The 21,771-nt window shown below is 46.7% G+C and carries 21 protein-coding genes; 10 read left to right on the forward strand and 11 right to left on the reverse strand.

All coding sequences use genetic code 11. The features are described 5' to 3' along the window. The first annotated feature begins 16 nt into the window (after positions 1 to 16). Entirely contained in the window at positions 17 to 475 is a 459-nt protein-coding gene (fur, locus tag B0G85_RS04855) for a ferric iron uptake transcriptional regulator (RefSeq protein ID WP_100379564.1), read from the forward strand. A 124-nt stretch (positions 476 to 599) separates the two neighbouring features. Here fur and gap read toward each other — a convergent pair whose 3' ends face one another. Both gap and tkt read right to left on the reverse strand, forming a co-directional pair. After that, complete coding sequence (gap, locus tag B0G85_RS04860) at positions 600 to 1,628, reverse strand: type I glyceraldehyde-3-phosphate dehydrogenase (RefSeq protein ID WP_100379335.1); 1,029 nt, start codon at positions 1,626 to 1,628, stop codon at positions 600 to 602. Between the two features lie 50 nt (positions 1,629 to 1,678). After that, a complete protein-coding gene (tkt, locus tag B0G85_RS04865) occupies positions 1,679 to 3,682 on the reverse strand; it encodes a transketolase (protein WP_232725947.1) in 2,004 nt (667 codons plus the stop codon). 43 nt (positions 3,683 to 3,725) lie between these two features. On the opposite strand from tkt, the gene B0G85_RS04870 reads away from it, so the two are divergent. Continuing rightward, positions 3,726 to 4,487, forward strand: a complete 762-nt coding sequence (locus tag B0G85_RS04870; RefSeq protein ID WP_100379336.1) for a 16S rRNA (uracil(1498)-N(3))-methyltransferase — start codon at positions 3,726 to 3,728, stop codon at positions 4,485 to 4,487. A 59-nt stretch (positions 4,488 to 4,546) separates the two neighbouring features. Here B0G85_RS04870 and B0G85_RS04875 read toward each other — a convergent pair whose 3' ends face one another. Continuing rightward, positions 4,547 to 5,167, reverse strand: coding sequence for a barstar family protein (locus tag B0G85_RS04875; RefSeq protein WP_100379337.1), 621 nt, complete (start codon positions 5,165 to 5,167; stop codon positions 4,547 to 4,549). Between the two features lie 137 nt (positions 5,168 to 5,304). After that, positions 5,305 to 7,644 (reverse strand): NADP-dependent malic enzyme, encoded by a 2,340-nt coding sequence (locus B0G85_RS04880; RefSeq protein WP_198508729.1) that lies wholly within the window; start codon positions 7,642 to 7,644, stop codon positions 5,305 to 5,307. An 84-nt stretch (positions 7,645 to 7,728) separates the two neighbouring features. On the opposite strand from B0G85_RS04880, the gene thiL reads away from it, so the two are divergent. Genes thiL through B0G85_RS04895 form a run of 3 tightly spaced genes read left to right on the forward strand, consistent with a single transcriptional unit; the run spans position 7,729 to position 9,882 of the window. Further along, on the forward strand, positions 7,729 to 8,769 hold the full coding sequence (gene thiL / locus B0G85_RS04885) for a thiamine-phosphate kinase (RefSeq protein WP_100379339.1): 1,041 nt from the start codon (positions 7,729 to 7,731) through the stop codon (positions 8,767 to 8,769). Between the two features lie 10 nt (positions 8,770 to 8,779). After that, positions 8,780 to 9,358 (forward strand): phosphatidylglycerophosphatase A family protein, encoded by a 579-nt coding sequence (locus B0G85_RS04890; RefSeq protein ID WP_100379340.1) that lies wholly within the window; start codon positions 8,780 to 8,782, stop codon positions 9,356 to 9,358. A gap of 2 nt (positions 9,359 to 9,360) precedes the next feature. Beyond that, positions 9,361 to 9,882: a CinA family protein gene (locus tag B0G85_RS04895; protein ID WP_100379341.1), complete on the forward strand. Its 522-nt coding sequence runs from the start codon at positions 9,361 to 9,363 to the stop codon at positions 9,880 to 9,882. Between the two features lie 60 nt (positions 9,883 to 9,942). Here B0G85_RS04895 and corA read toward each other — a convergent pair whose 3' ends face one another. Continuing rightward, complete coding sequence (corA, locus tag B0G85_RS04900) at positions 9,943 to 10,914, reverse strand: magnesium/cobalt transporter CorA (protein WP_100379342.1); 972 nt, start codon at positions 10,912 to 10,914, stop codon at positions 9,943 to 9,945. A gap of 74 nt (positions 10,915 to 10,988) precedes the next feature. Here corA and pyrF point away from each other — a divergent pair, with 74 nt between their 5' ends. Continuing rightward, entirely contained in the window at positions 10,989 to 11,834 is an 846-nt protein-coding gene (pyrF, locus tag B0G85_RS04905; RefSeq protein ID WP_100379343.1) for an orotidine-5'-phosphate decarboxylase, read from the forward strand. A 48-nt stretch (positions 11,835 to 11,882) separates the two neighbouring features. On the opposite strand, the gene mtgA is transcribed toward pyrF, so the two are convergent. The 6 genes from mtgA to mpl form a co-directional block, all read right to left on the reverse strand. Next, complete coding sequence (gene mtgA, locus B0G85_RS04910) at positions 11,883 to 12,629, reverse strand: monofunctional biosynthetic peptidoglycan transglycosylase (RefSeq protein ID WP_100379344.1); 747 nt, start codon at positions 12,627 to 12,629, stop codon at positions 11,883 to 11,885. A gap of 21 nt (positions 12,630 to 12,650) precedes the next feature. After that, a complete protein-coding gene (gene aroE, locus B0G85_RS04915; protein ID WP_100379345.1) occupies positions 12,651 to 13,559 on the reverse strand; it encodes a shikimate dehydrogenase in 909 nt (302 codons plus the stop codon). Positions 13,560 to 13,586: 27 nt separating this feature from the next. Next, positions 13,587 to 14,267 carry an energy transducer TonB family protein gene (locus B0G85_RS04920; protein ID WP_232725948.1) on the reverse strand — a complete coding sequence of 227 codons (681 nt, stop codon included), beginning with the start codon at positions 14,265 to 14,267 and terminating at the stop codon, positions 13,587 to 13,589. Positions 14,268 to 14,430: 163 nt separating this feature from the next. Then, on the reverse strand, positions 14,431 to 16,419 hold the full coding sequence (locus B0G85_RS04925) for a ribonuclease catalytic domain-containing protein (RefSeq protein ID WP_100379347.1): 1,989 nt from the start codon (positions 16,417 to 16,419) through the stop codon (positions 14,431 to 14,433). Between the two features lie 2 nt (positions 16,420 to 16,421). Then, positions 16,422 to 17,150: a 3-oxoacyl-ACP reductase FabG gene (gene fabG, locus B0G85_RS04930; protein ID WP_100379348.1), complete on the reverse strand. Its 729-nt coding sequence runs from the start codon at positions 17,148 to 17,150 to the stop codon at positions 16,422 to 16,424. Further along, positions 17,147 to 18,589 (reverse strand): UDP-N-acetylmuramate:L-alanyl-gamma-D-glutamyl-meso-diaminopimelate ligase, encoded by a 1,443-nt coding sequence (gene mpl / locus B0G85_RS04935; protein ID WP_100379349.1) that lies wholly within the window; start codon positions 18,587 to 18,589, stop codon positions 17,147 to 17,149. The genes fabG and mpl overlap by 4 nt, the downstream gene beginning before the upstream one ends. A gap of 26 nt (positions 18,590 to 18,615) precedes the next feature. Between mpl and B0G85_RS04940 the strand changes: the two genes are divergently transcribed. The 4 genes from B0G85_RS04940 to accC all read left to right on the forward strand — a co-directional run bounded on the left by B0G85_RS04940 (position 18,616) and on the right by accC (position 21,745). Beyond that, the gene (locus tag B0G85_RS04940) at positions 18,616 to 19,143 is read left to right on the forward strand and encodes a TlpA family protein disulfide reductase (RefSeq protein ID WP_100379350.1); all 528 of its coding nucleotides are present in this window, start codon (positions 18,616 to 18,618) and stop codon (positions 19,141 to 19,143) included. A 270-nt stretch (positions 19,144 to 19,413) separates the two neighbouring features. After that, positions 19,414 to 19,863, forward strand: coding sequence for a type II 3-dehydroquinate dehydratase (gene aroQ / locus B0G85_RS04945; RefSeq protein WP_100379351.1), 450 nt, complete (start codon positions 19,414 to 19,416; stop codon positions 19,861 to 19,863). Positions 19,864 to 19,899: 36 nt separating this feature from the next. Then, positions 19,900 to 20,370 carry an acetyl-CoA carboxylase biotin carboxyl carrier protein gene (gene accB / locus B0G85_RS04950; protein ID WP_100379352.1) on the forward strand — a complete coding sequence of 157 codons (471 nt, stop codon included), beginning with the start codon at positions 19,900 to 19,902 and terminating at the stop codon, positions 20,368 to 20,370. Positions 20,371 to 20,380: 10 nt separating this feature from the next. Further along, positions 20,381 to 21,745, forward strand: a complete 1,365-nt coding sequence (gene accC / locus B0G85_RS04955) for an acetyl-CoA carboxylase biotin carboxylase subunit (RefSeq protein WP_100379353.1) — start codon at positions 20,381 to 20,383, stop codon at positions 21,743 to 21,745. Positions 21,746 to 21,771 lie beyond the last annotated feature (26 nt).

Raw genomic sequence — 21,771 nt, forward strand, 5'->3', positions numbered from 1 at the left:
TTTAGCTCCCAAACCCATGAATATGAACCAAAACCCTACACCCACTGATTTACGCGATATTGGCCTGAAAGCGACAGGCCCGCGCATCAAAATATTGGACTTTTTTCATCAAAATGGTGGGACGCACTTTAGCGCTGAAGATGTCTTTATGGCCCTTGCTAAAGAGGATAAAGAAATCGGCCTGGCTACCGTTTATCGTGTTTTAACCCAATTTGAGCAAGCTGGCCTCTTGTTGCGCAGTCATTTTGAATCCAGCAAAGGTGACAGCCGGGCGATCTATGAGCTGAATGAGGGCATACATCACGACCACCTGGTTTGCTTAGATTGTGGACATGTAGAGGAGTTCGTTGATGAAGCTATTGAAAAAAGGCAACGTGACATCGCCAAAAACCTCGGTTTTAAGCTTCAAGAGCACTCTTTAGCCATGTATGGCCACTGCCAGAAGCGAAATTGTCGTAATAAGCAGAAAGCCTAAAAGGTCAAAAAAAGAGTTTCCTTGAGAAGTTAAGCGAGGATCATGAAAAAAGACCTCATTTGAGGTCTTTTTTAACAAATAAAGCTTGTTTTAACAACAATTGAGCATTGTTACAGGGTACAAATTACTTCACAGCCATTAGTGCCTCAGCTGCATTGAGCATTTGTACAGAATAGCCCCACTCATTGTCATACCAAGCCAATACCTTCACTAGCTTGCCATCTGCCGAGACTCGGGTCTGGGAGGCGTCATAAATACTAGGACGAGGGTCATGATTGAAGTCTATGGAGACTAACGGCAGGGTATTAAAACCTAAGATACCTTTTAACTCGCCCTCACTCGCTGCCTTAAGAATGGCATTGACTTCATCTACGCTAGTGACACGACTGGCGGCAAACGTTAAATCTACAACAGAAACATTAATGACCGGGACGCGCATGGCAAAACCATCAAATCGTCCTGCTAAGGCTGGCAACACCAGACCAACGGCTTTTGCTGCGCCAGTCTTTGTTGGAATCATACTGCTGACGGCAGAACGGGCCCGACGCATATCGCTGTGATACACGTCCGTCAGTACTTGGTCATTGGTAAAAGCATGAATGGTGGTCATTAAGCCAGACTCGATGCCAATTTTTTCGAGTAACGGTTTAACTAACGGGGCTAGACAGTTAGTAGTGCAGCTGGCATTAGAAACCACAATATCGCTAGGCTTGAGGACTTCTTGGTTCACGCCATACACGATGGTGGCATCGACATCCTGATCTCCTGGTGCAGAAATTAATACCTTTTTTGCACCTTGAGTAATATGCACCATGGCTTTTTCTTTAGAAGTGAACTTACCAGAGCACTCTAGTACCAAATCCACACCCAACTCACCCCAAGGTGTTTCTAATGGATTCCGTGTTGAGAACATTTTGATGCGATCGCCATTCACCACCATGCAATCACCGTCTACTTTTACATCAGCAGGAAAACGACCGTGCGCAGAATCGTATTGCGTGAGATGGGCATTGATATCGATGGCACCCATCGCATTGATTGCCACAATCTGAATATCTCGCCTGGGTTTTCCATTGGCCTGGTCTTCATATAAGGCACGTAAAACCATGCGACCAATACGGCCGTAACCATTAATTGCGACACGAATTGTCATTTCATTTTCCTAGCTAATATTAAGTTCTTTAATCACTACAGAAGTAATCGTTATTTTCTTGCAATACACTGCCGCACGGTTTTGGCAATCTGATCAACCGTTAAACCAAAGTACTCATACAGTTGAGGTGCCGGTGCTGACTCACCAAAAGTATCAATGCCATGAACTGCTGCACAAGCATATTTCCACCAAAAATCACTGACACCTGCTTCCACTGCAATGCGCGGTAAGCCATTCGGTAGTACCGACAATTTGTAAGCGGCATCTTGCTGATCAAAAACTGAAGTCGATGGCATGGAAACCACACGAATACCCAACTTACCTGCGCTCTCTTTTTCTAAGCGCTCCGCTGTTTGTAATGCGAGTGCGATTTCAGATCCGGTAGCAATGATGACTGCATCCGTTTTCACTTTTGTCGAATGGCGTAAAACATATCCGCCCCGAGCAATATCTTTTATCTGCTGCGCGGTACGAGATACAAATGGGCAATTTTGACGACTGAAAATCAAGGCACTTGGCCCATTTTTACGTTCCACTGCAGCACCCCAAGCCACAGCACTTTCTGTCGTGTCACAGGGACGCCAGACCATCACATTTGGAATAAGACGTAGGCTTGCCACTTGCTCAACAGCCTGGTGCGTTGGACCATCTTCACCCAAACCAATGGAGTCATGCGTAAAGACAAAAATACTCCGCAACTTCATCAAAGCGGCCATTCGTATGGCATTACGACTGTAATCGGAGAAAGTTAAAAAGGTGCCCCCAAAAGGAATGTATCCGCCGTGTAAAGCAATGCCGTTCATGATGGCGCTCATCCCAAATTCACGCACACCATAATTAATATGATTGCCCCACTGATTAGCACGCACAGGCTTACAAGCGCTCCAATTAGTGAGGTTAGAGCCTGTTAAGTCTGCTGACCCCCCCATAAATTCTGGTAATGCTGGGGCTAGTGCTTCGATTGCATTTTGACTAGCCTTACGCGTAGCGATGGTCTCCGCTTTTGATTGGCAAGTCTTCAGATAAGCATTGAGGGTTGATGAAAAATCTTTTGATAAGTCACCTTTCATTCGACGCTGTAATTCAGAAGCCAGTTCTGGGTATTGATTTTTATAGGCTTGAAATGTTTTATTCCATTCATGCTCTGCGTTTTGCCCACGCTTTTTAAAGTCCCATGCTGCATAAATATCATTGGGGATTTCAAAGGGAGCATAGGGCCAATTCAGTGCAATGCGTGTCTCGGCAATTTCAGCGGCGCCCAAAGGAGAGCCATGAACTTTATCGCTACCCGCCATATTTGGCGAGCCTTGACCAATGGCAGTCTTGCAACAAATTAATGTTGGTTTATCACTCTGCTTTGCTTTTGCAATAGCACTTGCAACTGCCTGCGCATCATGACCATCTACATTGCGAATCACATTCCAGTTGTAAGCTTCAAAACGTTTAGGGGTATCTTCATTAAACCAAGCAACAACCTTGCCATCAATCGAGATACCGTTGTCATCCCACAGAGCAATTAACTTTTTTAACTGCAGGGTGCCCGCCAATGAGCAGACTTCATGACTGATGCCCTCCATCAAACAACCATCACCTAAAAAGGCGTAGGTGAAGTGATCAACGACATTGTGACCAGGGCGATTAAATTCTTCAGCCAATAACTTTTCCGCAAGCGCCATACCTACCGCATTAGAAATACCTTGGCCTAAGGGACCAGTAGTTGTCTCAACACCTGGAGTGATTCCATATTCTGGATGTCCCGGTGTTTTGCTGTGGAGTTGGCGGAAATTTTTTAATTCATCAATAGGTAAATCGTAACCCGTGAGGTGCAATAAGGAATACAACAACATCGAACCATGACCATTGGATAAAATAAAGCGATCACGGTTTATCCAATGTGGATCGGTAGGGTTATGTTGGAGATGTTCATTCCAAAGACCCACAGCAATGTCAGCCATTCCCATCGGCATCCCTGGATGTCCAGAGTTGGCTTGTTGAACTGCATCCATAGATAAAGCACGAATGGCATTGGCCATACGAATTTGAAGATTAGACATCGTAAATTTGGTCTCGAGAAAATAAATTAGCTATATTGCAGTAATGCCTCAATTTTATCTTCCCGGGCCCTGGGAAATCCAAAAGCCAACTTCTCTCACTCCAGAGCTTGTCCACCACCTGCGCGTCAGGCGCATCCAACCCGGTGAATCGTTCCCTATTTTTGATGGCATGGGCCAGATTGCACAGGCTAAGCTGCTATGTCTGGGCAATAAGTCTGGAGATGCCGAAATCAGTGCTATTCGCCTAGATACGCATCGTGAGAGCCCCTACGCCATTACTCTAGCCCAGGCCCTTGCTGGTGGGGACAAGATGGACTGGATCGTCGAAAAGGCGATCGAAACTGGTGCTCAAGTCATCGCTCCATTGCAATGTGAGCGCTCAGTCATCAAACTAACCCGCACGAGCGATGCCGATCGTGCCCAAAAGCGGGTTTTGCATTGGCAAAGTATTGTGCAGGCCGCCTGCGAACAATGTGATCGCACTGTTTTAGCCCAAGTTGAACCCATCCAGATCTTTGAGGAATACCTTAAAAAGCCTCAAAAAGCTTCACTTAAGCTACTTTTAAGCCCTGATGCGATGCGAAGCCTGCATTCTGTGTTGATCGCCTCAGACCCGCAAGATATTGTTTTAATGATTGGACCTGAAGGCGGTCATTCTCCTGCAGAAGAAGGAAAAGCGCAGTTAGCGGGCTATCAGTTGGTTTCTTTAGGTGCCCGTGTTCTCAGAACAGAAACCGCAGGCATTGTTGCCATTGCTACCATACACAGCATTTGGGACCCTGAAATGCAAAATCGCCTCAAATAGAGGCGATTTACACTGATTTTCGGAGCCGCCGTCACATCGACAGCGTTCAATTCGCTAAATCAAACGAAAGAGTAAAAGACTCGGTAAGGCGTGCGGCGCTCAGACCAAAAATCTACTGCATCACGAAATACATCCAACAGGGTTTCACGGGCTTCTTTGTCAAATTTCTGAGTACAAGGCAAACCTTCCAATACCACTACAAAACCGGTTTGTGGACCGCTCTTGTCAAGGGTAGTTGTTAAAGAATCTAACAGGGGATCATAGTTTTTAGCCTGTTGCTTGGTAAAGGTGTAGGCAATTGCAATCGCCTCCAGCACTTCACTTTTAGTCATTGCATTTGCGCAGTTTGCGTAAATAAAATGCTGGCCAAGTTCTGTTGCCGCTTCCTGTAGATCAGGCGTACGAAATGCCCGAATCGATTGAACGATGTTGGGGCGCACACTGCGCAACATTGCCGGTGGTCCGGCATCGCGAACTGCCAAGGCGGCACGCCAAGATGCTGTCACTTTTTTTCCCGAGACTTGATTTGCTGCATAGGTTTGTAAACGAGATAAGCCGCCCTCTGCATAGATATTTGCAGCAGATGCCTCAGTTTCGAGTCGATCGTTGCTATCCCAACTTTCAGCTCTGCTGTGTTCTACAAAGCCTGCTGTGTTGCCGTTTTCAGAGCGATTATTCATAATGGGTGCTAGGTTACCCTTAACACGCCATCAAATCAAGCCCAATTACAGCACTTTTTATATAAACCGTTGATTTATATCAGAATAATTTAAGTTAGCAAGTGCTAGCAAACTTAAATTATTCACAAATTACCGCCCTAAACAGCTGCCCTGGCGTTACTAGCAGCCTCAACCACCGCCAAAGTCGTCACATTGACGATTCGGCGCACCGTTGCTGCAGGCGTCAGAATATGAATCGGCTTGGCAACGCCCAACAGCAATGGGCCAATTGCAATACCATTACCAGCCGCTGTTTTGAGTAAGTTATAAGAAATGTTGGCAGCGTCAATATTGGGTAGTACTAACAAATTGGCGTCGCCCTCTAAAGGAGAAGACGTAACCGCGCCAGCCCGAACAGTCGCATTTAAAGCACAATCTCCGTGCATCTCTCCATCCACCTCTAACTTTGGATCGGCTTTTTTGATCAACGCTAAGGTTTCTCGCATTTTGACCGCAGATGGCGCGTTACTGGAGCCAAAATTGGAGTGAGATAAAAGTGCTACCTTGGGCTCAATACCTAACTTGCGCATTTCATTTGCAGCCATGATAGTTAATTCAGCCAACTGCTCAGCAGTAGGATCGATATTGACATGGGTATCGACCAAGAATACTTGGCGACCCGGCAGTATCAAGCCCGACATAGCACCATAAACGTTAGCACCAGATTCGTGGCCAACTACCTCGTTCACATACTGAAGGTGAGTTGCAAAGTTACCTACTGTTCCACAAATCATGCCATCGGCCATACCCTTGCTGATCAGAATCGAACCAATCAAAGTATTACGACGACGCATTTCTAGTTTTGCGAACGACTCTGTAACGCCTTTACGCTCAGTCAACGCTAAATAGGTTTGCCAGAAATCCCGAAAACGTGAATCATTTTCAGGGTTGACGATCTCAAAATCTTCGCCAGCCTTGATGCGCAATCCGAATTTTTCAATTCGATGCTCGATAACAGCAGGTCGTCCAATTAAAATCGGTGTCGCAAGATGCTCGTCCACAATAATTTGCACGGCACGTAATACGCGCTCATCTTCACCCTCAGCAAACACAATCCGCTTTTGGTTTGCTAGAACAACTTTAGCAATACTAAATAGCGGCTTCATCAAAGTGCCAGAGTGATAAACAAATTGTTGCAACTGATTGCGGTAAGCATCAAAGTCTTTAATCGGACGTAATGCAACGCCATCATCCATTGCTGCCTTAGCAACCGCAGGCGCAATGACCGTAATTAAACGTGGATCGAATGGCTTTGGAATTAAATAGTCAGGGCCAAAGGAGAGATTCTCAATGCCGTAAACAGAGGTCACTACTTCACTCTGCTCCGCTTGTGCCAATTCGGCTACAGCCTTAACCGCAGCGACTTCCATACCGCGCGTAATCGTTGTCGCACCCACATCTAACGCGCCACGGAAGATGAACGGAAAACATAAAACATTGTTCACTTGGTTGGGATAATCCGTACGACCGGTAGCCATGATGGCATCTGGACGAACCTCCTTGACTTCCTCAGGCAGAATTTCTGGTGTTGGATTTGCTAAGGCATACACCAATGGTCTGGGTGCCATTTTCTTCACCATATCTTGCTTTAGAACGCCGCCTGCAGACAAACCTAAGAAAATATCTGCCCCTTCAATCGCTTGATCTAAAGTGCGCAGCTCTGTCTCTTGGCAGAAGGGCTCCTTCTCAGGATCCATTAATTCTTGACGGCCCTTATAAGCAATACCGGCTAAGTCAGTAACCCAAATATTTTTACGGGGAACGCCTAAATCTACCAGCAAATCTAAGCAAGCCAAAGCGGCTGCACCAGCACCAGAAGTCACCAACTTGACGCTACCTACATCTTTGCCCACAACTTTTAAACCATTTAAAATCGCAGCGGCAACCACAATCGCTGTTCCATGCTGATCATCATGAAAAACGGGGATCTTCATGCGGGCTTGTAACTTACGTTCAACTACAAAACAATCCGGAGCCTTAATATCCTCTAAGTTGATGCCGCCAAAGGTAGGTTCAAGTGCCGCAATAATTTCGACTAGCTTATCGGGGTCGTTTTCATTAACTTCGATATCGAAAACATCAATACCAGCAAATTTCTTAAAGAGAACTGCTTTGCCTTCCATCACCGGCTTACTAGCCAGCGGTCCAATATTTCCTAAACCTAAAACGGCAGTACCGTTAGTGATCACGCCTACTAAGTTTCCGCGGGCTGTGTAACGAAATGCATTCGCAGGATCTTTGACGATCTCTTCACATGCTGCAGCAACTCCAGGGGTATAAGCTAAAGCAAGATCTCGCTGATTGGTCAGCTGCTTGGTAGGGGCAATTTCAATCTTGCCGGGTACAGGAAACTCATGGTAATGAAGAGCGGCTGCCCTTAAATCAGCTATTTGCTGTTCTTTGGTGCTGTTGCTTGGCTTACTGATTGGCTTGCTCATTAGTTCACACACCCATTAGACTTATACAGAGGCTTAATTCTAATCCTCTCAGATGTCCAACTCCCAACAGCCATAAAATGGGGCATGCATTTCCAACATCCTCAACACCCTCAATCTACTCGACTAGGCGAATTTGACCTGATTCAGCGTTTCTTCAAAATGCATTCAGAGCAAATGCTTGCCGCCAATCCAGGATCAGTCACTCTGGGAATCGGGGATGATTGCGCGCTATTAGCAAACCAAGCCAATGAAGACATGGCCATTACTAGCGATATGTTGGTAGAGGGTAGGCATTTTTTTGCTGGAGCAAATCCCGAGTGGCTAGGCTGGAAAGCCCTTGCAGTCAACCTCTCAGACCTAGCAGCCATGGGGGCTCAGCCTTTAGGTTTCACGCTGGCTATTGCTTTACCAAGCGCTGATCCCCACTGGCTTGAGCGTTTTAGCAAAGGACTATTTGCCATTGCCAATCGGTTTTCCTGCCCATTAATTGGTGGTGATACTACTGCGGGCCCGCTAAATATTTGCATTACGGCTTTTGGAAGTACCCTCAAAAAAAGTGCCATTCGAAGATCCACTGCATTGGATGGCGATGACATCTGGGTATCTGGATATGTTGGCGATGCCAGACTCACTCTTGCTGCATTGCGTCATGAAATACAACTCCCGCAAATAGATTTGGATGCCATCAAATCTCAGATGCACCAACCTGTTCCCCGAGTTGAATTAGGACTTGCTTTACGAGGTGTCGCCCATTCCGCTATCGATGTCTCGGATGGCCTACTGGGGGACTTGAGGCATGTCTTACATCAATCTCAAAAGGATGCAGAAATCTTATTAGATCAACTACCAAAGTCGCCAACGCTGTTAAAGCAGCCACTAGATCTTCAACGCTTATATGCGTCCTGCGGCGGGGATGATTATGAGCTCTGCTTTACAGCGCCCGCCCATCAAAGAACTGCTATTGAAAATTTGAGTACAGCTTTACAGTTACCACTCACCCACATTGGCGCCATCAAACCCATGAAAGGCTCTGAACCGGAGATGGCCCTTATTGATCACGATGGAAAAAAACTGCCCGCATCAGCAACAGATGCCTTTCTTCAATCCTTTGATCACTTTGCATGAGCACTAAGACATGAACACAAAAACCAGTCAATCCGCCATCACCAAACCCAACCTTCAATGGGTCTTTGCTAGCCCTATACGTGTCTTGGCATTTGGGTTTGGCAGCGGGCTAGCCCCGTTTGCCCCTGGCACTGCCGGAACACTGTGGGCCTGGGCGATATTTTTACTGGGTCAGTCTTTTTTAAGTACAGAACAGTTGCTGTGGATTGTTGGAGTTGGATTACTGCTCGGATGCTGGATCTGCGGAAGAGTGAGTGAAGAATTGGGTAAAAAAGATTTTGGCGGAATCGTATGGGATGAAATGGTGGCTTTTTGGTTGCTGCTTATTTTTATCATGCCGACTAATTTTTGGGTGCAGCTATTGGCTTTTGCACTATTTCGATTCTTTGATGCAGTCAAGCCTGGGCCCATTGGCTGGATTGATGCACACTTTAAAAAAATAGAAGCCATTGACTCTGCTGGTGCTGCTTCGAGTGATCGGCAAATTCTTTGGCGTGGTTTTGGAATCGTTGCTGATGACCTTGCAGCTGCACTATTCACATTCCTCACACTAGCACTAGTGCACGCTGGCCTGATGGTACTCTCGTAAATATGACCACTGCAAACCAACATAAGCTGGCCTTAGCAATGGCTACAACACTCATAGCGCGCGGCTGGACCATCGCACTTGCAGAGTCCTGTACTGGAGGCTTAGTTTGCGCGGCCTTAACTGACCTTGCTGGCTCAAGCGATTGGTTTGAACGTGGCTATATCACTTACAGCAATCAGGCTAAGACAGAATGCTTAGGCGTATTGGCCCAAACGATTGATTCTTTTGGGGCTGTCAGCGAGCAAGTTGCTCAAGAAATGGCTGCGGGCGCCCAACAGCAGGCCAATGTCAATATCGCGATTGCGATCACCGGTATTGCCGGCCCTACAGGTGGCTCAGTAGAAAAGCCCGTTGGTACGGTTTGCTTTGCATGGGCTGTGAGAGAAAGTTTGCAAAAAAATACTGGCAACATTACTGACAACATCACGGCTGCAACAATGCATTTCACCGGCGATCGTCAAGCAGTTCGTGAGCAAGCGCGTGATTACGCACTAGCTAGATTATTGGCGCTGCTAGCTGCCTAAAGAAATATATAGCTTAATTTGTGGCCAAGTGCCGGACTCAGTACTTAATTAAACCAAAGATTAACGGGAGCTTAGCCAGCCCTTATGACGGAAGTACCACAATGGGATCATCGCTGAAATCATCATTGAGATGATGGCCACTGGATAACCCCAGGTTTGCTCGAGCTCAGGCATGTAACGGAAATTCATACCCCAGACGCTGGCTAGTAAGGTTGGCGGCATTAAGGCGACCGATACCACCGAGAAGATCTTGATGATCTTACTTTGGTTCAAGTTAATAAAACCAACAGTTGCATCCATCAAGAAGTTAATCTTGTCGAATAAAAATGCAGTGTGGTTTTCTAGTGAGTCGATGTCACGCAAAATCTGACGCGCCTCTTCCTGCTGCTCATCAGACAATAATTTACTGCGCATTAAAAAAGACAACGCACGGCGTGTATCCATTACATTGCGACGGATACGTCCATTCGTGTCCTCTTCTTTGGCGATAGTTTCGAGCACTTCTTCTGCATCGTTATCGGTAATGTCATCTTGTAAAACCCGCTTACCTGCTTGCTCGAGATTTTCATAAACCTCTTCTAGGGCATCGGCAGAATACTCAGCATCGGTCGAGTACAAGTCGAGCAAGACATCTTTGGCATTGCTGACTGAACCAGGACGTAAACGCGCCCGCAGACGAACTAAACGGAAAACCGGTAAATCCTCATCATGAATCGAGAAGAGAACTTGCTTAGTGAGTACAAAAGCTACCCGCACGTTACGAGAGGTTTCTTGTTCGTCCAGTAAGAAATCGGTACGAATATGGAGATGACCATCATCGGCCTCAAAATATCGCGCAGAAGCTTCTAAGTCGCCTAAATCATCTAATTCAGGTAGAAGAACGCCAAAAGCTTCTTTAATCCAAATGAGCTCTTCCTCTTCAGGATCAACAACGTCGATCCAGATCGGGTTTGAATACTGCAACAATTCATTGCGATCTTCCACTTGCTCTTGAGAGAGCCGGCCGTTTTGCAGGACGAACAGGTTGATCATGGTGAACTCCTAAGGAATGTGCGCTAGTTTATCCTATAGAACATGACAGTTTCACTAAAATAAATTTAAATCCAATGAACTCAAGCTCAAATACCTTTACCCAACAACTCCAGTCTGTGTGGGCCTCCCAAGGTAGCATGTTGTGCGTAGGTTTTGACCCAGATCCTAAGCGCCTACCCGCGATCTTTCAGGGAAGGCCTGAGGGTCTCTTTGAGTTTTGTCGTGAAATCGCAGATGCTACTGCGGATGCGGTTTGTTCCTTCAAGCCACAATTTGCCTACTTCGCCTCTCAAAGGGCTGAAGCCCAGCTTGAAAAGCTCATTGGCTACCTGAAAGATAAATACCCCCATATCCCCGTGATCCTGGACTCCAAGCGGGGGGACATCGGAAGCACTGCCCAGCAGTATGCCCTTGAGGCCTTTGAGCGCTATGGCGCCGATGCGGTCACTGTGAACCCTTATATGGGCTTTGACTCCATTGAGCCTTACCTTGCCCACCCAGGAAAAGGGGTCATTGTTTTATGTCGCACCTCAAACCCCGGAGGTTCAGACCTACAATTTCTGAAAGTGACCCCGGATGGTCAACCCCTGTATCTGCACGTAGCAACCCTAGCCGCACAGCAGTGGAATGCCTCCGGACAAATTAGCTTAGTCGTTGGAGCCACTTTCCCAGAAGAAATCGCACAAGTACGAGCCATTGTTGGAGAGATGCCCCTACTTATTCCAGGGATTGGTGCTCAAGGTGGCGATATTAACGCTACCGTCAAAGCGGGCTGTATTACTCATCAGCCCGGCACAGGCATGATGATTAACTCATCAAGGGCAATTTTATACGCGAGTGCAGGCCCTGATTTTGCCGAGGCTGCCAGAAAAGTAGCCTTTACTACTCGTGATGCACTAGGTTTAGCTAGTGTTGAATAAACGATTACATGACTTACTGTCTCGGTGATGGCTGGGCCACTAGTGATCTCATTTCTTCGGGGTGGTTGGCGCCAAGGCCACTCTATCCATATTTTCTAGAATAAAGTTTTGTCGTGTTGGGAAATGAATATTCGCCTTGCGGCAATACTGGGCTTTGTCGAAACACTTAGGTGCCGGCAAAGCAGAAGCTAATGCTGCCGATTGCTCACGACCTAATGCATTAGGTGCAATCCCAAAGTAATGTTGTGATGCTGCTCCAATACCAAAAATACCCTCACCCCACTCTACTGAGTTGAGATAAACCTCAAAAAGTCTTTTCTTGGGAAGCATTAGCTCAAGCAAGCCAGTAATGATGAGCTCCTGCCCCTTGCGGAAATAATGTTGCTCTGAGGATAAAAACAGGTTTTTAGCTAACTGCTGCGTGATAGTGGATCCACCACGTAATGCTGTACTGGATTGGGCGCTATTAACGGGGTTGCTTTGCTTGCGTTGTGCATTTTTTGACCAGGCTTTTTGCATATCTTCTACCCGCACACCCGCATGCTGAAAAAAAATATCGTCCTCACTTACAAGCACAGCCCGTTTGAGATTGAGGGAAATCTTGTCGTAAGGCACCCAGGAGGATTGGACTGCACAAGACCAACGCAGACCACATAAACGCCAATCTTCTGCACGCTGAAAGGCGGTACTGCTAGGGTTAATGAAAACCCATAAGCCAATTTGAATTACAAAGTAGATCTGCATGGCGATAAAGCCACCGAAAATACACTTTAAAAAATATCTAAGCCAGCGCATCGGTATTTAATCCAAAGGTAGTTAGATGCTGCGTAGCTCGTCCAATACCGCGCGAGGATCAATCGCTTCACTCCACTGTGAACCACGCCAGATCAGAAATGCATCAGCGGCTTGTTCAACCAACATCCCCAATCCATCGCTGACGCGGGCACCTCTTTGTAATGCTTGCCGCATCAACGGCGTAACTTGTCCATAAACCATATCGTAAGCAAATGACTTCGGTGAAAAAATATTATTCGCCACTGAATCACTAATAGGTGATGCATTATCTAATCCGGCTGCAGTTGCATTAATGACTAAATCAAAGGGAGCATTAGTGATTACAGAGCCCTCTAAGTCAATCAAGCGGGCAGACTGCAGAGTAAGCTGGCGCGTACTCGCTAGCTCGCAAAACAACTGCACCAATGCATCTGCTTTGGGAGCAGAGCGATTAGCCAAGACCAGTTGTTGCGGTAGTTGATCCAACAGAGGACCTAATACGCCCCGAGCAGCACCGCCGGCACCTAAAACCAGAATACGAGCACCTTGCATCCGAATACCTTGCGCTAATAAATCTCGCACTAAGCCAGCGCCGTCCGTATTATCACCAACAATTTTTCCATTGTGGATTGATAAAGTATTTACAGCACCCGCTAGTTGTGCGCGTGGACTTAATTCTTGAGCGAAAGCTTTGGCATCCAACTTAAACGGAACCGTTACATTCATCCCCTTGCCACCGGCAGCAAAAAATACGTTGGCTGCCGTTTCAAAACCATCCAGCGCAGGCTGTAAGCGTCCATAGTGAATGGCTTGCTGTGACTGCTCTGCAAATCGTTGGTGAATAGCAGGAGACTTGCTATGGGCTATGGGGTTGCCAGCAACTGCATAGACATCCAAGCCAGGAAATTGAGTGGGGTCCAGATTAAATTCGATTATTTGGTGTTGACTCATATTGGCTACAGGATAAGCGTATTTTGATTAACGGCGTAACTCTAGGCGGTCAGAACCATCTCGTGTGAATTCAAAAGTAGAAATCCAATCCAAAATATCAATCTGACGTTGCATTTCAGCTGGAAAGGGTCCAAATGGAGCAGATGCTCTCACGATTGCCAAGGCCTGACGATCTAATTCGGGATTGCCTGAACTGCGGCCGATACTGAGCCCATCCTTACCTGCTAGATTGCTTGCAATGCGGCCTTGAGAATCGACGCTCACCACGATGACTAAACTGCCATATAAGGGTCGGCCATTGGCCCGAGGGAAAAAAGCACTGCCATAGGTCTCAATTTTTTGACGCATCGCATCGTAATACTGTGCGAACACCACTGCCTTAGTACTGGCGCCCGTTAAGACCTTACGGCGTGGCTCACGTCCACTCACTTGTAAGCGCTTAGCTAACTCAGCCTCAAGAGAATTGAGTTGTGATGTTGCCTTTTTCTCATCACCACTTTTGCGACCACCAGAAAGTGCTTTTTCTGCGTCCAGCTTCGCCAACATCTGCTGTTGTTGTTTTTCTAATACCTCCACTCGCGCCTCACTACCTAGCCTGGCACGGTGCATTGCCGTTGCATCTTGATTTGAGGTGTTGCCACCACCACTCAAATCTGCCTGAGCCAACTTACTTGCCTGCTTTGGACTGGTTTGATTACTAGCATTCACCAACACTACACTGAGTGGCGTATTAAGGCGTCTGCTCTGGATCTCTCCAATACCCCAACGAAAAGATAAAAAAATAAGATGCAGAACAATCGATATGCACAAAGCTGAGCGGAACGGGTGACGCTGCCAGTGGCCTTGCAAGAAAGCTAAGGAGGACCTCAATCTAGGTAGCGCTGACATCACTCACAATGACTTCAGGTATGACAATATGAAGCACCCGCACTCCAGCACTCAGTTGCAATAGATCTACATCATCAATCATGACTTCTGCACGTGTCATGCGAGGATGCGTTGCCAACTCCGGCACGGATAAGTGCAAAGGAATAGGCTCTAACCGTGACATACCCTCTTTCAAATGCCTTACAAATACTTGCTTAGGCAGCGCCTCTTGTCCGATCCAGCGTAAGCACCAGTATTTTTCAAGTCGGTCTTGATATTCACCATAGGCCTGATAACAAGATTCAAAGTCAGCAGCAATGCCCATTAAAGCCGCATCTCGTGGCGGAAAAGGAGCAACCATTTTTGCCGTAACACCATGCTTAGCAATTGCCAGCAGTTGTGATTGATTAACCAAATCAGAATAGCGACGTAGGGGCGATGTACACCAGGCGTAGTAATCCAAACCCAAGCCCTCGTGTGGCCCTGGAGTAGTTTGCATGCGGGTCCGCAACGGGCCCCAGCCCTTTTGAGTGCGGAAGAGTCCAGGTAAACCATGGTCAGCCAATAAACGTCCCGATGCACTATTACAGTAGATCATCCACTCGGCCACAATCGTATCGAGAATAGATCCCCGTTGACGCGCAGTAATGTCTACACGCTGGACGCCATCTTGCTCCTGAATTTGAAAATGGAAATCTCTTGCCAGCGCATTAGGGTCAATGACACCTAATTTTTCTGGGCGCAATCCATTAACGACCCGTTGCTCTTGGCGACCTGCGTGTAACAGCTTGGCAGCATTCCAAAGCACCGACAGTTCTTGGCGATACGGGAATTGAGCCTGCGTATCAAGCAAGCTTTCTTCAGTTACCTGATGCTCTAGATTTTCCAAGCGTAAATTGGAGCCCATTGGAACCATCTCGGCACGCAACTGCAAAGAATCTTTATCCACTACTCCCGCACCATCAAGATCCACATAAATCGATAAAGCTGGGCGTGGCGCGCCCTCATCCAATGAGAACTGCCCAATCACCGCATCGGGCAGCATCGTAATCTTATCCCCAGGAAAATACACTGTAGACATGCGTGAACGGGCAGCTTGATCTAAAGGATCATCCTTAGTAATAACCAGTCCTGGAGCCGCAATATGAATACCAATGCGATGACCACCTCCATCAATGGACGTTACTGATAAAGCATCATCGATTTCTGTAGTGCCAGCGTCATCAATAGAAAAGGCAATGACCTCGGCTACAGGGAGTCCTGCAATAGCCTGCTCAAAGACTCCCTGATCTACCATTAGTGAAGTATCGTGAGCAGAACCACCAGGAAAATGGGCTTTCAAAAACATCCCTTGGTGATAATCTAAAGGTGAATCAATCGCCTTACATCGGATCATCAGTTGCGCTGGAGATTCACCTGACTCTGTACAAGCTGCAATAAATGCTTTGTATGCTGAAGTATTTTTATCGGGAGAAAACAATAGCTGGGTTGCTTGCGATGCAAGCGCTTCAGGGAAAACTCCGGAAACCAATTCTTTTTGCCAAACAGACTGTTGTTCTGATTCTTTTTGCTTGCGCTCTATAGCAGCTAAGCCCGCTTGCAACTGCTCTAGCGGCGCCCTCTGAAATCGTCCGCGCCCTTTGCGACGAAAAAACACGGGGGCACTTTGTAACGCAATAGCTAAGGCAGTCTGTTGAAAAATATTAGCTCCAGCGCCAAAGTATTCAAGCGCTACATCTACCAGACTAAACTCTTCATCGGGAGCACAGTCCCATACAAATGGTAAATCGATTTCTTTAGCTAGCGTACTAGCCTCATCCATTAATGCTTGTGGCTCAGGCTTTTCAAATCGAAGCCAGACTTCCTTAGCCTTAAGCTTGATTTTTTTACCAGACAGACTAGTGGCTTGCCAGGACTCTGTATCCCCACTACCGGATGCTGACTGCACTGTGGCGACCTTGATGTCACCACCCTCCTCATATAAAAGATGCATATTTAAAGAGAGATCCCGCCGCTGGCTTCAAGTGCAACACCATTTACATAACTAGCTTCATCACTTGCTAAAAATAAATAGATATTCGCTATTTCTTCTGGAGTTCCGAGTCGCCCGAGCCAACTTCGCCGCTCAATATCGCGCAAAATATTTTCAGGCATTGCATTGACCATTTCAGTGGCAATAAAACCTGGGCAGACTGCATTCACACGCACTCCTTTAGCCCCGAGTTCTCGAGCCCAAGTTTTGGTAAAACCGATGACTCCAAACTTACTCGCAGCGTAATTTGTCTGCCCAAAGTTTCCATAAATGCCCACAACGCTAGAGGCGTTCACGATAGAGCCTCGACCAGCTTCTAGCATGTGTGGCACCACCAACTGAGCGCAATTAAATACACCCTTCAGATTGACATCAATAACTGCGTCAAACTGCGCTTCGGTCATTTTGACCAAACGGGCATCTTGAGTAATCCCTGCGTTATTAATCAAAATATCAATCCGGCCATGGCGCTGCATAATTTGGTCTACCGCTGCCTGAATACTCACACGATCGGTGACATTGACCTCATAGGCCTCAGACCCCGGAATTTGATCGACGGCAGCGTTCACTGCCTCTGGATCAATATCCGCAATCATCACCTTTGCACCCTCTTGAGCAAAACGCTGAGCAGTTGCAAAACCAATTCCCTTAGCAGCTCCCGTGATGATGGCTACCTTATCCTTTAATCTCATCGGATTAACCCGCTTTCTGGTTTCTGATCTTTATCTAATGCTATTTTTTTAATTGCAGTTAAGATTTTCTGGTGAATTCCACCGAATCCACCATTACTCATGACCAACACATGGTCACCAGGTCTCGCCTCTTGTGCAATTGCTTGCGCTAACGCATCGATATTATCGTAGGCTCTGGCACGATTTAACTCAGAAATGTTGAGTGGGGATAGCACCGCATTTAAATCCCACCCCAACGATTCTTTTCCGGCATCTGCGCCGTACGCAAATATTTTGTCCGCCGCATTTAAGCTAGCCGGTAGCTGCGCTTTCATAACGCCTAATTTCATGGTGTTCGAGCGCGGCTCGAGCACGGCCAAAATGCGCGCCTGACCAACACGTCGACGTAAGCCATCTACAGTAGTGGTAATTGCTGTAGGGTGATGCGCGAAATCATCATAGACCGTAACCTGATTCTCAATCCCAATTGTTTCTAGGCGACGCTTAACGTTTTTAAATTCTGCTAGCGCTCTGGCAGCATCAGCAGGCGTAATGCCAATGTGATTTGCAGACGCAATAGCGGCTAATGCATTGAGTTGATTATGGCGGCCCATGACTCCTGAATCTGCCGCCCAGGTCACAGTAGCCAGGGCTTTACCCCCCCTCATCACCGCAAAGCCGTCACCTGCCTCAGAAATCAAAGACCATTCGTTTTTCTCAGCTTGGCCAAAACGCTCTACTGGAGTCCATGCACCCCGCTCAATCACGCGCTCTAAAGCGGGCTCTTCGCCATTCACAACTAGTAAACCATCACTAGGCACCGTTCGCACGAGATGATGAAATTGGGTTTCAATAGCTAGTAGATCTGCAAAAATATCCGCATGATCAAACTCTAAGTTATTGAGTAAGGCAGTGCGGGGCCGGTAGTGCACGAATTTGCTGCGCTTATCAAAAAAAGCTGTGTCATATTCATCTGCCTCAATGACAAAATATTGGCCCTCACCTAGGCGAGCTGAAACTGTGAAATTGAGTGGCACGCCACCAATTAAATACCCTGGCTTGTAGCCGTTGAATTCCAAGATCCAGGCCAGCATGGCTGAAGTCGTTGTTTTTCCATGAGTACCCGCCACTGCCAATACGTGCCTACCAAATAAGACCTGCTCACCAAGCCATTGTGGGCCCGAGGTGTATGGGAGACCCTGATTAAGAATAGCCTCCATCAACGGATTGCCGCGAGAGACAACATTGCCGATCACAAATAAATCGGGCATTGTCTGAAACTGTAATAATTGATCCGACGAAAATCCCTCAATAAGATCAATGCCCTGAGCTTCAAGCTGCGTGCTCATTGGCGGATAAACGTTGGCATCACAGCCAGTAACGCGGTGTCCGGCCTGCCGAGCGATAGCGGCAATGCCGCCCATGAAAGTACCGCAAATGCCTAAGATATGAATATGCATTATTGAATTTTAGCGAAGGAGTTGGAATGAACAGAAGACAATGGGTAATCGTTGCCATTACAGGTGCCTTGGCATTATTTGCTGGCGTGCTGACCTCCCAATGGATTTATCAAGCAGGCCTCGCAAAAGATCCAGCAATTAAAGCTTTTTTTGCTAATGCTTGGAAAACACCAGACGGAAATGCAGTTGATACAGGCCAGTGGCAGGGAAAAATCTTAGTGGTGAACTTTTGGGCCTCCTGGTGCCCTCCCTGCGTAGAGGAAATGCCCACCCTAGACAAACTACAGGCGGAGTTTAAGAGTCAAAATGTCTTATTTGTTGGCATTGGCATCGATTCACCCTCTAACATTCGTCAATTCTTAGAAAGTACTCCTGTTTCTTATCCCATTGTTATTGGAGGGTTAGAAGGTAGTAGTCTGTCAAAGCAAATGGGCAATACTCAGGGCGCTCTCCCGTACACCGTTGTGATTGATGCCCAGGGTAAAGCTACAAGTAGTAAGCTTGGCAAGATAAGCGAAGAAGAGCTTAGAAAATACATAAAATCCGCTTTATAAGCAGTTTTGTTGGTTTTTACCATCCATTAAATTATTTCCCCTAAGTATTTTTTAAGCATTATTTCAGCCTAATCAGCCCTATTTTTTTGTTTAAGGCGCTTAAAAAATAGAAACAAGCGTCAGTTTTGGGCTTTTTTACAGGCGTCAGGGTTATACTCATTTGAGAGCTTTGCAAACCGTTCGACAGGGTAAATTAGTATTTTTTTATTTAAAAATTTACCCCGGCTCAGATACTGAATCTAACTTAACTGTTGCTAAAAAGACTGATAAATGTCAAAAAATATCTCAATTCTTGTTATTCAAGGCCCAAACCTCAATTTACTGGGGACACGCGAGCCAGAGGTTTATGGCAAAACCACGATGCAAGATATTCATACCAAGCTTGAAGCGATTGCAAAGTCAGAGTCTGTGGGTCTAACGACTTTTCAAAGTAATCATGAGGGCGAGTTGATTGACCGCGTTCAAAAAGCCAAACAAGATGGCATCGACTTCATCATCATTAATCCTGGCGCCTTTACCCATACTAGCGTTGCCTTGCGGGATGCCTTGGCAGGTGTTGCCATTCCATTCACAGAAGTGCATCTTTCCAACATCCATCAACGTGAAGAGTTTCGCAAGCACTCTTACCTATCTGATATTGCCACTGGCGTGATTTGTGGCTTAGGTCCCATTGGCTATGAGCTGGCCCTACAAGCGGCTATTGCACGTTTAAACCCATAAATATCTGTTCAGTATTACTAAAAAGGAATTCCTCCCATGGATCTGAGAAAACTAAAAACCTTAATCGACCTTGTTTCTGAATCAGGTATTTCTGAATTAGAAGTGAATGAGGGTGAAGACCGAGTGCGTATTGTTAATGCTGGATCTTCAGCGCCAGCGGGCCAGATTGTTTATGCTAATCATGCTCCGATACAGCAGATGCAAGGCAATCCGGCAGCAATGACTTTGCCAGTTGCTGAGGCGCCGATTCCTCAAGAAGCTCCGGCTGAAACTGGTTTTGTGGCTCGCTCTCCTATGGTTGGTACTTTCTATCGTGCAGCAAATCCGGAATCTGCAAACTTTGTCAATGTAGGCGATACCGTCAAGATTGGACAGACCCTCTGCATCATTGAAGCTATGAAACTACTCAATGAAATTGAATCTGAAAAAGATGGCGTAATTAAGCAAATCCTGTGTGAAAACGGTCAAGGGGTTGAATTTGACCAGCCGCTTTTCATCATCACCTAGATCGGCCTATATGTTCACTAAGATCCTCATCGCTAACCGCGGTGAAATTGCACTTCGTATCCAACGCGCCTGTCGTGAGTTGGGAATTAAGACGGTAGTGGTGTATTCAACTGCTGACAAAGAAGCCAAATACGTCAAACTTTCAGATGAGGCCGTTTGTATTGGACCTCCCCCTTCCACCCTCAGTTACCTCAATATGCCAGCCATCATTTCTGCGGCAGAAGTGACTGATGCAGAAGCGATTCATCCAGGCTATGGCTTTCTGTCAGAGAATGCCGATTTTGCAGAGCGAGTAGAAAAATCCGGGTTTTCTTTTATCGGCCCTACCTCGGCATCCATTCGTTTAATGGGTGACAAAGTGTCTGCTAAACGCGCCATGATCAAGGCGGGCGTTCCTTGTGTACCAGGATCTGAAGGGGCTTTGCCAGATAACCCAAAAGAAATTATTGCCACAGCTAAAAAAGTAGGCTACCCAGTCATCATCAAAGCTGCTGGCGGTGGTGGTGGACGTGGAATGCGTGTTGTTCACACCGAAGCGGCATTGATCAATGCTGTAAATATGACCAAAGAAGAAGCTGGTCGCGCTTTTGGTAATCCTGAAGTCTATATGGAAAAGTTTCTAGAGAAGCCTCGCCATGTAGAAATTCAAATTTTGGCCGATACCCATGGAAATGCTATTTGGCTAGGTGAGCGTGACTGCTCTATGCAGCGTCGCCATCAAAAAGTAATTGAAGAAGCACCAGCACCGGGTATTGATCGTCGCTTGATCGCCAAAATTGGCGAGCGCTGTGCTGAAGCATGTCGAAAAATCGGTTATCGCGGTGCCGGTACTTTTGAATTTCTGTTTGAAGATGGTGAATTCTTCTTTATTGAGATGAATACCCGCGTCCAAGTCGAGCATCCAGTAACCGAAATGATTACCGGTGTTGACATTGTTCAGGAGCAGATTCGGATTGCAGCTGGTCTCAAACTAAGTTACCGCCAAAAAGATATCGTCTTTCGCGGTCATGCCATTGAATGCCGCCTAAATGCAGAAGATCCATTTAAGTTCACCCCCAGTCCTGGTCGCATTGGTTCATTTCACATGCCAGGAGGCCCTGGTATTCGGGTAGATTCTCATGCTTATAGTGGCTACGTAGTGCCCTCTCATTACGATTCTATGATCGGAAAATTGATTGCTTATGGCAATACTCGAGAGCAGGCAATCCGCAGGATGCAAATTGCCCTCTCTGAAATGGTGATCGATGGCATTACTACCAATGTGCCACTGCACCGCGAGTTAATGCTTGATCCTAACTTTATTGAGGGTGGTACCAGTATTCACTACCTGGAGCATCGCCTCGAAGAACAGGCCGCTAGTCGCGGTAAGCCGTAAGCCGCAAGACAAGAGTTGAAGGTCTT

The organism is Polynucleobacter brandtiae (genome assembly GCF_002797575.1).
Lineage (GTDB): Bacteria > Pseudomonadota > Gammaproteobacteria > Burkholderiales > Burkholderiaceae > Polynucleobacter > Polynucleobacter brandtiae.

Coding starts and splice junctions, on each gene's coding strand:
- fur (WP_100379564.1), top strand. CDS start 17: ATGAATATGAACCAAAACCCTACACCCACTGATTTACGCGATATTGGC.
- gap (WP_100379335.1), bottom strand. CDS start 1,628: ATGACAATTCGTGTCGCAATTAATGGTTACGGCCGTATTGGTCGCATG.
- tkt (WP_232725947.1), bottom strand. CDS start 3,682: ATGTCTAATCTTCAAATTCGTATGGCCAATGCCATTCGTGCTTTATCT.
- B0G85_RS04870 (WP_100379336.1), top strand. CDS start 3,726: ATGCCTCAATTTTATCTTCCCGGGCCCTGGGAAATCCAAAAGCCAACT.
- B0G85_RS04875 (WP_100379337.1), bottom strand. CDS start 5,167: ATGAATAATCGCTCTGAAAACGGCAACACAGCAGGCTTTGTAGAACAC.
- B0G85_RS04880 (WP_198508729.1), bottom strand. CDS start 7,644: ATGAGCAAGCCAATCAGTAAGCCAAGCAACAGCACCAAAGAACAGCAA.
- thiL (WP_100379339.1), top strand. CDS start 7,729: ATGCATTTCCAACATCCTCAACACCCTCAATCTACTCGACTAGGCGAA.
- B0G85_RS04890 (WP_100379340.1), top strand. CDS start 8,780: ATGAACACAAAAACCAGTCAATCCGCCATCACCAAACCCAACCTTCAA.
- B0G85_RS04895 (WP_100379341.1), top strand. CDS start 9,361: ATGACCACTGCAAACCAACATAAGCTGGCCTTAGCAATGGCTACAACA.
- corA (WP_100379342.1), bottom strand. CDS start 10,914: ATGATCAACCTGTTCGTCCTGCAAAACGGCCGGCTCTCTCAAGAGCAA.
- pyrF (WP_100379343.1), top strand. CDS start 10,989: ATGAACTCAAGCTCAAATACCTTTACCCAACAACTCCAGTCTGTGTGG.
- mtgA (WP_100379344.1), bottom strand. CDS start 12,629: ATGCGCTGGCTTAGATATTTTTTAAAGTGTATTTTCGGTGGCTTTATC.
- aroE (WP_100379345.1), bottom strand. CDS start 13,559: ATGAGTCAACACCAAATAATCGAATTTAATCTGGACCCCACTCAATTT.
- B0G85_RS04925 (WP_100379347.1), bottom strand. CDS start 16,419: ATGCATCTTTTATATGAGGAGGGTGGTGACATCAAGGTCGCCACAGTG.
- fabG (WP_100379348.1), bottom strand. CDS start 17,150: ATGAGATTAAAGGATAAGGTAGCCATCATCACGGGAGCTGCTAAGGGA.
- mpl (WP_100379349.1), bottom strand. CDS start 18,589: ATGCATATTCATATCTTAGGCATTTGCGGTACTTTCATGGGCGGCATT.
- B0G85_RS04940 (WP_100379350.1), top strand. CDS start 18,616: ATGAACAGAAGACAATGGGTAATCGTTGCCATTACAGGTGCCTTGGCA.
- aroQ (WP_100379351.1), top strand. CDS start 19,414: ATGTCAAAAAATATCTCAATTCTTGTTATTCAAGGCCCAAACCTCAAT.
- accB (WP_100379352.1), top strand. CDS start 19,900: ATGGATCTGAGAAAACTAAAAACCTTAATCGACCTTGTTTCTGAATCA.
- accC (WP_100379353.1), top strand. CDS start 20,381: ATGTTCACTAAGATCCTCATCGCTAACCGCGGTGAAATTGCACTTCGT.